Origin of the sequence: Citrobacter sp. TBCP-5362 (genome assembly GCF_005406305.1) — a bacterium.
Classification (GTDB): Bacteria; Pseudomonadota; Gammaproteobacteria; order Enterobacterales; family Enterobacteriaceae; genus Citrobacter_B; species Citrobacter_B koseri.
The window spans coordinates 3301381-3314943 of the sequence record NZ_CP040234.1 but is presented as its reverse complement, the minus strand read 5'-3'; the positions used below and the strand labels follow the sequence as shown (position 1 = coordinate 3314943).

12 protein-coding genes are annotated in these 13563 nt (G+C 54.6%); 1 reads left to right on the top strand and 11 read right to left on the bottom strand.

All coding sequences use genetic code 11. From position 1 onward, the window contains the following. Positions 1-154: 154 nt before the first annotated feature. Positions 155-1807, top strand: a complete 1653-nt coding sequence (ushA, locus tag FD428_RS15820; protein ID WP_114847721.1) for a bifunctional UDP-sugar hydrolase/5'-nucleotidase UshA — start codon at positions 155-157, stop codon at positions 1805-1807. 81 nt (positions 1808-1888) lie between these two features. Here ushA and ybaK read toward each other — a convergent pair whose 3' ends face one another. The 11 genes from ybaK to hutX form a co-directional block, all read right to left on the bottom strand. Next, positions 1889-2368 (bottom strand): Cys-tRNA(Pro)/Cys-tRNA(Cys) deacylase YbaK, encoded by a 480-nt coding sequence (ybaK, locus tag FD428_RS15815; RefSeq protein ID WP_012133493.1) that lies wholly within the window; start codon positions 2366-2368, stop codon positions 1889-1891. A gap of 200 nt (positions 2369-2568) precedes the next feature. Then, a complete protein-coding gene (locus FD428_RS15810) occupies positions 2569-3363 on the bottom strand; it encodes a TraB/GumN family protein (protein ID WP_047458383.1) in 795 nt (264 codons plus the stop codon). A gap of 155 nt (positions 3364-3518) precedes the next feature. Further along, a complete protein-coding gene (gene copA / locus FD428_RS15805; protein ID WP_114847722.1) occupies positions 3519-6020 on the bottom strand; it encodes a copper-exporting P-type ATPase CopA in 2502 nt (833 codons plus the stop codon). Positions 6021-6115: 95 nt separating this feature from the next. After that, positions 6116-6829: an MgtC/SapB family protein gene (locus tag FD428_RS15800; protein WP_047458375.1), complete on the bottom strand. Its 714-nt coding sequence runs from the start codon at positions 6827-6829 to the stop codon at positions 6116-6118. 64 nt (positions 6830-6893) lie between these two features. Further along, on the bottom strand, positions 6894-7877 hold the full coding sequence (locus tag FD428_RS15795; protein ID WP_371417142.1) for a nucleoside hydrolase: 984 nt from the start codon (positions 7875-7877) through the stop codon (positions 6894-6896). 10 nt (positions 7878-7887) lie between these two features. Beyond that, positions 7888-8919, bottom strand: coding sequence for a LacI family DNA-binding transcriptional regulator (locus tag FD428_RS15790; protein WP_071259872.1), 1032 nt, complete (start codon positions 8917-8919; stop codon positions 7888-7890). A gap of 106 nt (positions 8920-9025) precedes the next feature. Continuing rightward, the gene (locus FD428_RS15785) at positions 9026-10420 is read right to left on the bottom strand and encodes an MFS transporter (protein WP_024130581.1); all 1395 of its coding nucleotides are present in this window, start codon (positions 10418-10420) and stop codon (positions 9026-9028) included. Between the two features lie 207 nt (positions 10421-10627). Continuing rightward, complete coding sequence (locus FD428_RS15780; RefSeq protein ID WP_114847724.1) at positions 10628-11398, bottom strand: heme ABC transporter ATP-binding protein; 771 nt, start codon at positions 11396-11398, stop codon at positions 10628-10630. Further along, positions 11395-12387: an iron ABC transporter permease gene (locus FD428_RS15775; RefSeq protein ID WP_114847725.1), complete on the bottom strand. Its 993-nt coding sequence runs from the start codon at positions 12385-12387 to the stop codon at positions 11395-11397. Before FD428_RS15775 ends, FD428_RS15780 begins: the two co-directional genes overlap by 4 nt. Positions 12388-12437: 50 nt before the next feature. Beyond that, on the bottom strand, positions 12438-13061 hold the full coding sequence (gene chuY / locus FD428_RS15770; protein WP_112002138.1) for an anaerobilin reductase: 624 nt from the start codon (positions 13059-13061) through the stop codon (positions 12438-12440). Continuing rightward, positions 13061-13555, bottom strand: coding sequence for a heme utilization cystosolic carrier protein HutX (gene hutX / locus FD428_RS15765; RefSeq protein WP_012133483.1), 495 nt, complete (start codon positions 13553-13555; stop codon positions 13061-13063). The genes chuY and hutX overlap by 1 nt, the downstream gene beginning before the upstream one ends. Positions 13556-13563: the final 8 nt, after the last annotated feature.

Here is a 13563-nt window from a genome sequence, read left to right as displayed (position 1 = left end):
TTTGCGATGTTGGGGATAATCGAATTTGTAATTATTACTCGACTAACATACCTGTGGACGGTGTTTGAAGGAAGTCTCAATTCTGAAAACATTTTCGACTATTATTTCAGATCATTGTAATTTCAGCGGTTGATATTGAGTCAGGGAGAGAAGCATGAAATTTTTGAAACGGGGTGTGGCGCTGGCATTGTTTGCCGCGTTTACGCTGGCAAGCCAGCCTGTTCAGGCTTATGAAAAAGATAAAACCTATAAAATCACCATTCTGCATACTAACGATCACCACGGTCACTTCTGGCGCAGCGAATACGGCGAGTACGGTTTATCGGCGCAAAAAACGCTGGTGGACGGCATTCGCAAAGAGGTCGCGGCTGAAGGCGGCAGCGTGCTGCTGCTTTCCGGCGGCGACATTAACACTGGCGTACCGGAATCCGACTTGCAGGACGCGGAACCTGACTTTCGTGGTATGAACCTGATTGGCTACGATGCGATGGCCGTCGGTAATCATGAGTTTGATAATCCGCTCAGCGTGCTGCGTCAGCAGGAAAAGTGGGCCAAATTCCCCTTCCTTTCCGCCAATATCTACCAAAAGAGTACCGGAGAACGCCTGTTCAAGCCCTGGGCTATTTTTAAACGCCAGGATCTGAAAATCGCCGTCCTCGGATTGACGACGGACGACACGGCGAAAATCGGTAACCCGGAATTCTTCACCGATATCGAGTTCCGTAAACCGGCCGAAGAGGCGAAGGTGGTGATTCAGGAACTGCAAGTGAATGAAAAGCCGGACATCATTATCGCCACTACCCACATGGGGCACTATGACAACGGCGATCACGGTTCGAACGCGCCGGGCGATGTTGAAATGGCGCGTAGTCTGCCAAAAGGCTCGTTGGCGATGATTGTGGGTGGTCACTCACAGGACCCGGTGTGCATGGCGTCCGAAAACAAAAAGCAGGTTGATTATGTGCCGGGTACGCCTTGCGCGCCGGATAAGCAGAACGGCATCTGGATTGTGCAGGCGCATGAGTGGGGGAAATACGTTGGCCGCGCGGACTTTGAGTTCCGTAACGGCGAGATGAAAATGGTCAACTATCAGCTCATTCCGGTAAACCTGAAGAAGAAAGTCACCTGGGATAACGGGAAAAGTGAGCGCGTACTTTACACCCCGGAAATTTCAGAAAATCAGCAAATGCTCTCGCTTCTGACGCCATTCCAGAACAAAGGTAAAGCGCAGCTGGACGTGAAGATTGGCAGCGTCAATGGTCGTCTTGAAGGGGATCGCAACAAAGTTCGCTTTGTGCAGACTAATATGGGCCATCTGATTCTGGCCGCGCAAATCGCGCGCACCAGCGCCAATTTCGGCGTGATGAGCGGCGGGGGGATTCGCGACTCCATTGAAGGCGGCAACATTACCTATAAAAGCGTGCTCAAGGTGCAGCCGTTTGGCAACGTAGTGGTCTATGTCGACATGAGCGGTAAAGAAGTAATTGATTACCTGACCGCCGTCGCGCAGATGAAGCCGGATTCCGGGGCGTATCCGCAGTTTGCAAACGTCAGTTTTGTGGCGAAAGACGGCAAACTTCATGACCTGAAAATTAAAGACGAGCCTGTTGACCCGGCGAAAACCTACCGGATGGCGACGCTGAGCTTCAATGCGACGGGCGGCGACGGGTATCCGCAAATTGATAATAAACCGGGATACGTGAATACCGGGTTTATTGATGCGGAAGTGCTGAAAGAGTACGTGCAGAAGAACTCACCGCTGGATGCCAGCGCGTATGAGCCGAAGGGCGAAGTCAGCTGGCAGTAACAGGGCGTAGTGCCGGTACGGGTCAATGCGGTTTGTAGGCCTGATAAGCGTAGCGCCATCAGGCAATCATTCTAAAATCGCTTAATCCCGGCGAGCGATATCGGCGAATTTCGCATCCAGAATTTTGGCTAAATCGCCCGCCGCCAGCTCGATGTCCAGCCCGCGTTTGCCGCCGGAAACATAAATGGTGGCAAACGTTTGGGCCGGCGCGTCAATCAGCGTCGGCAGCCGTTTTTTCTGCCCCAGCGGGCTGATGCCGCCGACCAGATAACCTGTCGTCCGTTGGGCGACCATCGGATCGGCCATATCAACCTTTTTAGCCCCCAGCGCTTTCGCTACTTTTTTCAGATCCAGCTGTCCGGCAACGGGCGTTACCGCGACCGCCAGGTGCTTCATATCGCCGTTTACGGCAACCAGCAGCGTCTTGTAAACCTGATCAGGATTCAGGCCTAATTTGCGCACCACTTCATCGCCAAAATTGGTTTCTGACGGATCGTGATCGTAGGCGTGGATCTGAAAAGTAATGTTGTTTTTTTCGAGTAATTTTACGGCGGGTGTCATAGCAATTATTCCTGGCCCAGACAAAATACCCTTAAAGCATACGCCTGATGGTGGTCTAAAAAATAGTACCATCTTGCGCAATAGTATTGGCAGGATGGTGACTTTGAGCGACAATCGACATAACCAGGGCGCTACGTCCTGGCATAATAATAACGATGAAATTCCTCTTTGACGGGCCAATAGAAATATTGGCCATTTTTTTAACGCATTAGTGCAGGCAAATTGCCTTCCCCGTAAAGATGAAGCGCGCCGACCGCCACGACGTACCGCCCTGGCGGCATGGCATGCAGACGCTCCCGCCAGGCGACATTTCGCTGATGCATCAGCACATCATACAGCGACTGACTGAAAGTATTCGGCAATGAAATAGCATTATTCTGCGGGGGCGATTTCAGCCACCAGCTCATCATCTGTTGCAGCAGTCTGGCGTTGGTATGCCAGTGCGTCAGGGTATCATCCAGTAGCGCCAGTCCGTTATCAGGGAGCTGGCACAGCAGATCGATCTGGCTGGAAGCGCCTTCCAGTTCGATGATCGGTTTTTGCGCCTGTTTTGCCGTTTTCAGCAACTGGTAATCAATACCGTATTCCGGTCGCAGCCCCAGTTGTTGCGCCTGAGTCGCCTGCAATATCATGGCGATTTGCCATAACGGCTGGGTCGAAAAGAGAGAAGGGGAAATGCCCAGTTCATGGGTGATTTTATGCAGGCGCTGACGTAACTCGTCGCTAATTCGCTCATCCAGGTCGGCAAAGGCAGGCAGGTCGGTAAAAGGCGAATCGTTGCCTGAAACATCGGCTTCAACAATCAGCGCGTCCGCCTGCCTGAGCTTTTTAAGCAGTTTTGCCGGAAGGGGGGCCATATCGCGCGTTCCCATGTGAATACTGCCCACAAGATGAAAACAGCGATCGCCGGGTAACATGATGTCGATGGCAGGCCAGGTATAATGGTTGCCGCGCAGTGCAGCCCATAACGCTTTTACCCGGTATAACAGATCCATACGCCCTCCCTTAGTGGAAAACCATGCTAGCGTGTGGCTCTGGAAGGTGCAATGCGTGAAATGCCGGATGGCGACGCAAAAGCATCTTATCCGGCCTACGATGAGAGTGCTGCGTAGGCCGGATAAGCGTTAGCGCCACCCGGCGATAAGGCGCCTTACTCTTTTGGTTCAAAGCGCAACAACCGGTTGGCGTTGCTCACCACGGTAATTGAGGAAAGCGCCATTGCCGCGCCTGCCACAACCGGGTTAAGCAGCGTGCCGGTGAACGGCCACAGAATCCCGGCGGCAACGGGGATGCCGATGCTGTTATAGATAAACGCGCCGAGCAGGTTCTGCTTCATGTTTCGCAGGGTCGCCCGTGAGATGGCCAGCGCGTCCGCCACGCCCATCAGGCTATGGCGCATCAGGGTTATCGCCGCAGTTTCAATCGCCACGTCGCTGCCGCCGCCCATTGCGATGCCGACATCCGCCTGCGCCAGCGCCGGTGCGTCGTTGATGCCATCGCCGACCATTGCGACCTGACGCCCCTGACTTTGCAGACGCTTAATCGCATCGGCTTTACCGTCCGGCAGCACGCCCGCGATCACCTCATCAATCCCGGCTTCTTTGGCAATGGCGTTGGCGGTGGTCGGGTTATCCCCGGTTAACATCACCAGACGATACCCGGCGCGGTGCAGGCGCTGAAGCGCTGCGACGCTGTCGCTGCGCAGCGGATCGCGGATCGCCAGCAGCGCCGCGGCTTTTCCGTCAATCGCCAACAATACGGGCGTTGCCCCCTGAGAAGCCTGCGCTGAAATTTCAGCGTCCATTGCGGTCGTGACAACCTGTTGTTCATTCAGCAGCGCCTGATTGCCTAACAGCAACGTATGCCCGTCCGCTTCGCCGCTAACGCCTAAGCCACGTAACGTCCGAAAGTTATTCACCTGAGGCAGGGCGGCGTCGGCGGCTTTTTCCAGGATAGCGTGCGCCAGCGGGTGGCTGGAGCCTTGTTCCAGCGCGGCCGCCAGACGTAAGGCGCTCGCCTCATCGGTATCGCCAAATGTCCTGATGGCGACGACCTGCGGTTTACCTTCCGTCAGCGTACCGGTTTTATCAAATATCACGGTGTCCAGCGTGCTGGCGCGTTGCAGCGCGTCGGCGTCGCGTACCAGGACGCCAAATTCAGCTGCTCGCCCCACGCCCGAGATAATCGACATCGGTGTCGCCAGACCCAGCGCACACGGACAGGCGATAATCAGGACGGTGGTGGCGATCACCAGCGTGTAAACAATTTGCGGCGCCGGCCCAAAGACATACCAGATACCTGCGCTCACCAGGGCAATCACCACCACGACTGGCACGAACACCGAGGAGATTTTATCGGCAAGCTGACCGATTTCCGGTTTGCTGCTCTGTGCCTGGCGCACCATGCGAATAATGCGCGACAGGGTGGTATGGCTGCCGACTGCGCTTGCGCGAAACAGCACGCTGCCGTCCTGCACCACGGTTCCGGCATGAACGCTGTCGCCTTCGCCTTTCTGCTGCGGGATCGGTTCGCCAGTGAGCATCGCTTCATCCAGCCAGGCTTCGCCCTGAGTGATTTCACCGTCTACCGGCACACGGTCGCCGGTGGTCAGACGCAGCAACATGCCCGGCTGTACATCCGCCAGAGGTACGCTTTTTTCACCGTCATCAGTGACCACGCGCGCCGTCGGCGGGGTTAAGTCGAGCAATTTTTCCAGCGCTTTAGAAGAGCGCTGGCGCGCACGGGCTTCCAGCATGTGTCCGAGGTTGATCAGACCGATGATCATCGCACTGGCTTCATAATAGAGATGGCGCGCTTCCATCGGGAACCACTGCGGCCACAGGTTGACGCTCATCGAGTACAGCCAGGCCACCCCGGTGCCGAGCGCTACCAGCGTATCCATCGTGGCGGTGCCGTTCATCAGGCTTTTCCATGCGCTGCGGTAGAAGTGTCCGCCCGCAAAAACCATCACGGCAAGGGTCGCCAGGCCGATTGCCAGCCACAGGCTGCGGTTATCGGCGGTGACCATCATGTTGTCGCCGAGCATCCCCCAGACCATCACCGGCACGCCGACCAGCAGCGCGACAATCGCCTGCCAGCGGAAGCGCTTCATGGTAGCGAGTGCGGTTTCCTGCTGGCGTTCGCGGCGTTTAACGTCATCTTCGATCGCTTCTGCGCCGTAGCCAGCTTTCTCTACCGCCTGCACTAAATCTGCGGCGGACGCGCTGCCCATTACCAGCGCAGTGCGTTCCGCCAGGTTTACCCGTGCCTGTGTGACGCCCGGTACGCTTTGCAATGCGTTTTGCACCCGGGAAACACAGCTGGCGCAGCTCATGCCGCTTAACAGCAGCTGTTGGCTTTCATCATCGGCCGTCGCTGCCGGAAGCTCAGGGGGAACCGCTGTCAGTGCTTCCGACGGGATTGATGACTCCGCCAGCGGTTTAGCCTTTGGGTGGCTTAACTCCGCGCCGTAACCGGCTTGTTTAATGGTTTCAATAAGCGCTTCGGCGCTGGCGCTGCCGGTAACGTGCGCTTCGGTTACCGTGACGTCCGCCTGTTCAACGTCAGGACGTTGTTCAAGACTTTCTTTCACGCGTTTGACGCAGTGGCCACAGGACAGACCGTCCAGGGTCAGGTCGATAGTTTGAGACATAACACACTCCTTTATGACAGGATTAACTGACTGTGATAAAGGGTAAACCTTCCATCAAGGGGAAGGTCAAGAAGTTTGTTTTATACTCGTGTTTTTCAGTGTTCCAGCGCGATAGCGCAGACGTGTTCGAGCGTAGAAAGGTTGCTGTACAGTTCGGGCAAGGTTATTTTTTTTCTGATCACAACCTTAAGGTTGACCTCTATTTTTCCCTTTTTTACATCGCGGATAGTAATGGTCTCAATAATGCTTTTTTGCTGATTAATACTTTCTACCAGCGTTTGTAGCCCTGATTTTTCGTCAAGAATAATGCGGATTTTTACTTTGCCGGGGAGCTGGTTTTTTGTTTGTAAAAAGATCACAAAATAACTGAGCTTTATAGCCAGCAGAAATAACCCTGTGGCAAGCAGGGCATGAAGATAAAAACCGGCTCCGCTGGTAATTCCTATGCCAGCAGAAGCCCAGACGATGGCTGCGGTTGTTAGCCCGGATATCGCATCATCATGGCGATGGAGGATAACCCCGGCACCGAGAAAACCCACGCCACTGATGATTTGTGCGGCCAGGCGCATAGGATCGCTACGGATATTCATTGAAATCTCAGCGTAATACTCCGCAGATTGAATCGAAACAATGGTCAGGGCACAACTGGCTACTGAAATAATCACACATGTTTTAAACCCGACAGGCTTTCCCTTTGATTCTCTTTCAAGCCCGATGATTCCTCCCAGGAAAAAAGCGACGCAAATTTTGCATAATGTAATTAAAATTGGTTCTCCTTCACCAGAGAGGATGAGTGCTAACGTATTCATTTTTCCCCCAGAAAAACATAACCTTACACACTGCGCGAATACCTTCTTTTTCTGTGCAGCATCGCTATGCGCCGTAGCGATGGATGTAGTGTTCAATCAGCGAAAGAAGTTGATGGTTATCGATAGTCTGTAGAATTTTTATCATCGTGCCTTTGGGCTCGGGTATTCCCACGTCCAGGCGTAATGTGTCACGTCCATAACGACAGGTCATACCACGAGTAAGGCCTTCAAGCGAGACGTCCAGAAAGTCTTCTGTCGTTGCGGCGAGCGAGGGATCAAGCAACCAGGCGATCGTCAGAACATCGTGGATCCAGCAGCCAGGCAGATTGCGGGTCTGCATAGAGTAGGTGATCCACGGGCGAATGGTTTTTTCCAGATAGAGACCAAGAACGTTTTCTGCCGCAGCCAGACGATCCAAATCGGTATGAAGCATTTGGGTTTTTGTCGTGACATCCATCGGAACCAATGTGACCGGCGCACCGCTGGTGAGTACGGCATGAGCTGCTTCTGGATCAAGGCCAAAATTAGTGTCTTTCAGATAGCCAGGAACATTGAATACTCCGCCCATGATCACGATATTCTTCACCGCATGAACGAGCTGCGGATAGAGCTGTAGAGCAATGGCGACGTTGGTGAGTGGGCCTGTTGCAACCAGCGTTATCTCACCGGGGTTGTTGCATATCAGCTCACCTATCGCCTCAGGCGCAAGAGGCTTCGTGGTCTGGTATGCCTGCGGAACGGGGACGTCAGCCCAGAGTTGGCGTAAGCCATATTGGTCTACACCATGATCAAGCTTTTCCCGCCAGGGCTGCGGATCTTCTCTGAGCGCGCGTGCGGCGCCACGGTAGACAGAAACGGGTACACCTAATTGTTGAACGAAATCTTTGGCTACTGCATATCCGATTTCTACCGGTGTATTACCAGCCACCGTTGTGATCATCTCCAGAGAGATTTGCGGCGCGGCAATGGCGAGTGCCAGCGCGAGGCCGTCATCGATATTGGCGCCGGGAATGCCATTACCCGGATCGCAGTCGATAATCACGCGCATAGATTTATTTTTATCTGGTTTCAGGTTGTACTTCATGTCCCTGGCAGCCACACGACTCTCCCACTCGTAAAAAAAACTCAAATTCAACGCGGCGAACTTCTCCATCCCAGTTTTTCAACATATCAATTGCCGCACGAGCCATTTTGTCGACAGGCTGTCGGACGGCGGTCAGGGAAGGTACGTTGTAAGCCGATTCTTGTGTTGCGTTAAAGCAGACCAGCGCCACATCCTGTGGAACGCGTAATCCTTGTTCTGCCAGAGCGCGTAAACAGCCAAGCGCCTGCTGTTCGTTGGTTGCGAACAGCGCGCGCGGTGGTTTACCTTGCAACATGCGTTTTGTCGCCTCGTAACCTCCGGCGCGGGTATAGTTAGTCGAAAAGATCCAGGAGGGGTTGATAATTAGCGATGACTCTTCCAGCGCTAGCTGCCATCCCCGGATACGATCCTGGGTGTTCAACATTTCACGCGGACCACAAATAATGCCAATATCGCGGTAACCGTGATCAATCAGATGCTTCGTCACCTGCCAGGCCGCCAGTTGTTCATCTACCTGAATAACACTGACATTCAACCCAGGGTCCACGCGATCCAGCATGACGCAGGGGGTTCCGCTCTCCTGAATCAGCTCAATATAGGGATGCCGGTCAACACTGGTATAGATAAGCCCGTCGACCTGACGGTTTAGCATATTGTTAATCAGTTCACGCTCACGTCCGCTGTTGTCGCCCGCATCGCCCAGCAGGAGCACTTTCCCATCAGAAAATGCTTCACGTTGCAGGGCATGCGCCATTGAGGCGATAAACGGGTTAGAGATGTCTGGCGCAATGAGTCCATAGGTTTGCGTGCTGCCTGAAGCCAGGGCGCGCGCTATACCATTAGGTCGATAACCGGTTTTTTTTATGGCCTGCAATACGCGCTGTCGGGTCGCTTCGGCGACGGGGCGCGGACCGTTATTAATAACGTAACTGACAACAGCGACAGATGTTCCCGCTTCTTTTGCAACATCAGAACGTGTTACGCGTTGTGAATGTGATTGGGTCACAAGGCACCTACCTGATTGAGTTCAGAGTGATCTTTTTTCCTGACAGCATAAGGTGTTATGACCCAAAAATCTTTGGTAAAGAACGCGCAACTCACGTTCTCTGGCCTCAAATTGCATCCTCGGGCAAGTTGAGATCCCGCCCACGAGTCTCTGGCGCGAAGAAAGTCGTCACCAGCCCAATTGCGGCCATCAGGGTGAAATAGACGGCGATAGGCCACCAGTGTCCGTAAAATGAGAGCAGCGCCGAGGCGACAAGTGGCGCCGTACCACCAGACATAATGGACCCCAGCTCTTTTGCGAAAGCCATTTTAGTATAACGGTTGGTCACACCGAAAAGCTCAACGCCCCATGCAGCCTGAACACCGAAAATGCCCAGCGAAGCGAGCCCCATTCCGGTAATGATCGTCGGGATAACAATCCACGGTTCACGAGAGTCCAGCAGCATGAATGCCGGAAATGCGTACAGAATCAGTAGCAGACAGAACCAACGGTAAGTGATACGTCTGCCAAATCGGTCAGAAAGCCAACCCGCCAGCGGAATAATGGCAAATCCCAGAATAGAGGCGATAAATACCGCAACAGTGGGGACAGATTTATCAACCATCAGCACTTTGGCAACATAGCCAATGATGAATCCCTGGGCCAGATAGGAGGGGCCATTTTCGCCGATGCGTAATCCGACCATGGTCCAGAATGCTCTGGTGCGTTGCCAGAAGCTACGGGTGTCATACTGTTGCATCTCCTGACCCTGGCGAAGCGCGTTCTCTCGCTCGGCTTGCAGGAGTGCTTTTTGACGCTCAAAGACGGGCGTTTCACGCATATGGCGGCGAATAAACAGTGCGGCGGCGGCGATGAGGAAGCTGCAAAGAAAAGGGATGCGCCATCCCCAGCTAAGCAAGGCGTCTTTATCCATTTGCAGTACGATGAGCCAGACTAAAGAAGCCAGCAATGTTCCGCTATTTGAGCCCAGAGCGATAATCGAGGAGACCAGTCCGCGATGCTTAACTGGGGCATATTCACCGAGCATGACGGTGCCGCCTGAAAGCTCTGCCCCGGCGCCCAGCCCCTGGGAAAATCGTAAGATGACCAGGCATACCGGCGCCCAAACGCCAATCTGGGCGTAGCTGGGAATTAAACCGATCAACATGGTCGACATGCCCATTAACCCGATAGTGATAACCATGACAGTCTTCCGGCCATGACGGTCGCCTATCCAGCCGAACAACAGCGCGCCGATGGGGCGTGCTATAAACCCGACGGAATAGGCGGCGAAGCTGGAAAGTAGCGCCATAACTGGTGTGGCTTCAGGAAAAAAGACGTCGCCAAAGATAATGCCTGCGGCGAGGCCATACAGCGCAAAATCGGCATATTCCATTGTCGTGCCTAACCAGCAGGAAAATGTCGCTCGCCAGAATTCGCGGCGCCCCTCGGGGGTTTCCAGTCGTTCCTGAGCTGCCTGTTGGCCGTCCGTCAGGGGAACAGAGGATGAATGCGTGTTCATAAGAACTCCTTGAAGTTAGCTGTCGACATAAGTCGCAGGTTTATACTCTTCACGTTCTACTCGCGTAGATATTATATTTTTACCGCAGATTAATAAATCTACCCGCGTAGAATGACCAGTTGAAAGAGTCAGAATTGAGAAAGCGATCACTTATAACAGGCAATTGTTACAGAAAATGGAGCATCAGCATTCGATGCTCCGCAAGTTTTACCGATCGAGGACGATCAGCGGTGAGAGATTTGATGGATCGTTTAAAACCGTGATATCCGCGCCGTAAAGCGTTTTCAGCGCCTGTTGTTTCAGCACCTCCTGCGGCCTGCCGTTATCAATAAGGCGGCTGTTTGCCATCAGCACCACCCGGTCGGCATAACGTGCGGCAAGATTGAGATCGTGCAGCACGCAGCAGACGTTGAACTGCCGTTCACGCACCAGTTGGCGCAGCAGACGGAAAAGATGCTGCTGGTGGTGAATATCCAGTGCGGAGGTGGGTTCATCCAGAAACAGCCATTTGGGCGAAGGCTCGGGTTCCCAGAGCTGAACCAGCAGGCGCGCCAGCTGTACCCGCTGCTGTTCGCCGCCCGACAACTGCCGATAATCACGCGAGGCCAGCTGGCTGCAATCGCACAACGCCATGATGTGCTCGGTTTCATCGCGTGGATTATGCGTCCGATGAGGATGCCTGCCCATGCGAATGACTTCCCGAACGCTGAACGGGAACGCCATGTGGCTGTTCTGGCGCATCACCGCGCGGGTCTTCGCCAGTTCCGTCAGCGGCCATTCGGTCAGCGGCTTGCCCAGAAGCGTACAGCGACCAGAGTCGGGCTTCAGATACCCGGTAAGCTGGCGCAGCAGCGTGGATTTCCCGGCGCCATTCGGCCCTAAAATAGCGACGATTTCACCACCAGGCAGAGTCAGCGAAACATTGTCCGTTAAACGGCGTCCATGAATGCTGTAAACCAGATTTTGGGCATCAATCATACCACCCTCCGGCTGTTCAGAATGAGCCACAGGAACCAAGGGCCGCCAATCAGGCTGGTCAGAAGGCCGACCGGCATCTCCGCAGGCTGTACCAGCGTGCGTGCCAGCGTGTCGGCAACCAGGAGCAAACATGCCCCTGCAAGTGTAGAGCAGGGAATGAGCCAGCGATGGTCTGCGCCGATGATCATGCGAATTAAATGAGGAACCACCAGACCGATAAAGCCAATCACGCCGCTTACCGAAACGGCTGCGCCCACCAGCAGGGAGCTGAGCAACAACAGCTGCTGACGTTTACGCTTTACGTTTACCCCCAGATAGTGCGCCTCTTCATCCCCTAATTGCAGCAGGTTTAGCGTCCCGGAAAGACAGGCGGTGGCGGTGATGGCGGGCAGCGCGAACGAACTGGCCACCAGTAGCGTCGGCCACTGCGCCTGACCGAGGCTGCCCATCATCCATAGCGTCAACTGACGTAATTGCTGTTCGTCGCCAACATAGCTCAGTATGCCGATAGCCGCCCCGCACAGCGCATTAATCGCAATCCCGGCCAGCAGCAGTTGCATCATGCCGCCGTGAGCGTGGCGCAGGCTGATCAGAAAAATAACCGCGCAGACCACCACGCTGCCGGCGACGGCAAAGATCATCTGTTCATAGAGCGCCAGAACGACGGGAAACGAAAGAGGGAAAACGATCGCGACGCCGACCATTAACGCAGAGCCGCTGCTGACGCCGAGCAACCCCGGATCGGCCATCGGGTTGCGAAAAAGTCCCTGCATGATCACGCCCGCCGTCGCCAGCGCGCCGCCAACCAGCACGGCCAACAGAACGCGGGGCAAACGGATGTTCAGCCAGATATCCCGGTACTCTTGGTTAAACAGCGCGCTGAAGCTGATGTTCAGCGCCCCCTGGCTGGCGCCGAACAGCACCAGTGCGATCAGCAAGAGTGAAAGCCCCGTCAATACACTGAGGGAAGAGAGTGAATCCTTGAACACTCGAATCTCCATAACGTCATTGCGGCGCGGATGTCCGCGCCGCGAGGGGATCACACCGGCTTTAGTTCAGGCTCAACCAGACTGTAGATCTGATTGTTAAGCGCAGGCGCGCAGGCCAGTTCATGAATATGGGCGGCGACATCCGCACGCATCACAAACCCGTGGCACTCCTGTCCCTGGTAGCGCTGCGCTTTACCTGTCGCATCGCCATTCAGTAAACCGCCAGGCCGCAGGATGGCATAATCCAGCTGACTGGTTTGCAGCCAACTTTCCGCCAGCGTTTTTTCCCGCACGGCCTGGCCGAATGCGGCTTTTGCGCGAGGGGATAAAAATGCCCAACTGTCGCCGCATCCCAGCGACGTCACCAGAATCATGCGTTTGATGCCCACTTTTTCCGCTTCATCAATAACGGTTCTGTGCGCCAGATAATCCTGGTTTCCCCCCATTGATGAAATGACAAGCGCCTCCGGCCCTGCGGCATGGCAGGCGCAGGACACGACGCTTGCGTCGCAGGCATCGCCAATAAATACCTGAACGCCTTTGCTTTGCAAAAGGGCCGCGGTTTCCGGGTGACGAATCACGGCAACGACCGGGCGCTGTTGCGTCAGCGCGAGTTCAAGCGTTCTGGCACCCACGCCCGTACCGCCGGCACCGAAAAGTAACCACGGCGTCATCAGGCGTTTTCCTTCAGAGAGGAGGCCAGTGTGCGGAAGGCGTCAACCTGTTCGCCCAGTAGCTGACGATGCTCGTCGCGACCGAGGAAGACTTTAAACATGGCGCTGCCCGCCTGGTTGAGGAACAGAATAGACGCAGTGTCCATGCCCATAAATTTGCGTTCCACTAAGGCGATGTGCGTGCAGTTTTCCGCTTTGATATGGCCGGTCATGCCTTTTTTACCGCGCAGATTGAAATAACCGTGACGATGGAAGCCGGAGGGCAGTTCACCGGTAAATTCGAGAATGACATCGGCGGTGTGCACCAGGGTTGTGACTTTGCCCCATTCGCTGACGGTGTCCCAGACGGTATCGAATTTATCGCCGCTGACCAGAGTATGAGAGGGCAGGTTTTTGACCACGTCTAAAAGCGTGGTGTTGTACTGTGCGGCGATCGCTTCCAGCGTTCCGTCCGGCTCAGTGCGCAAAAAATCCTGTAAAGAGACATGGCTCATAAGTTACT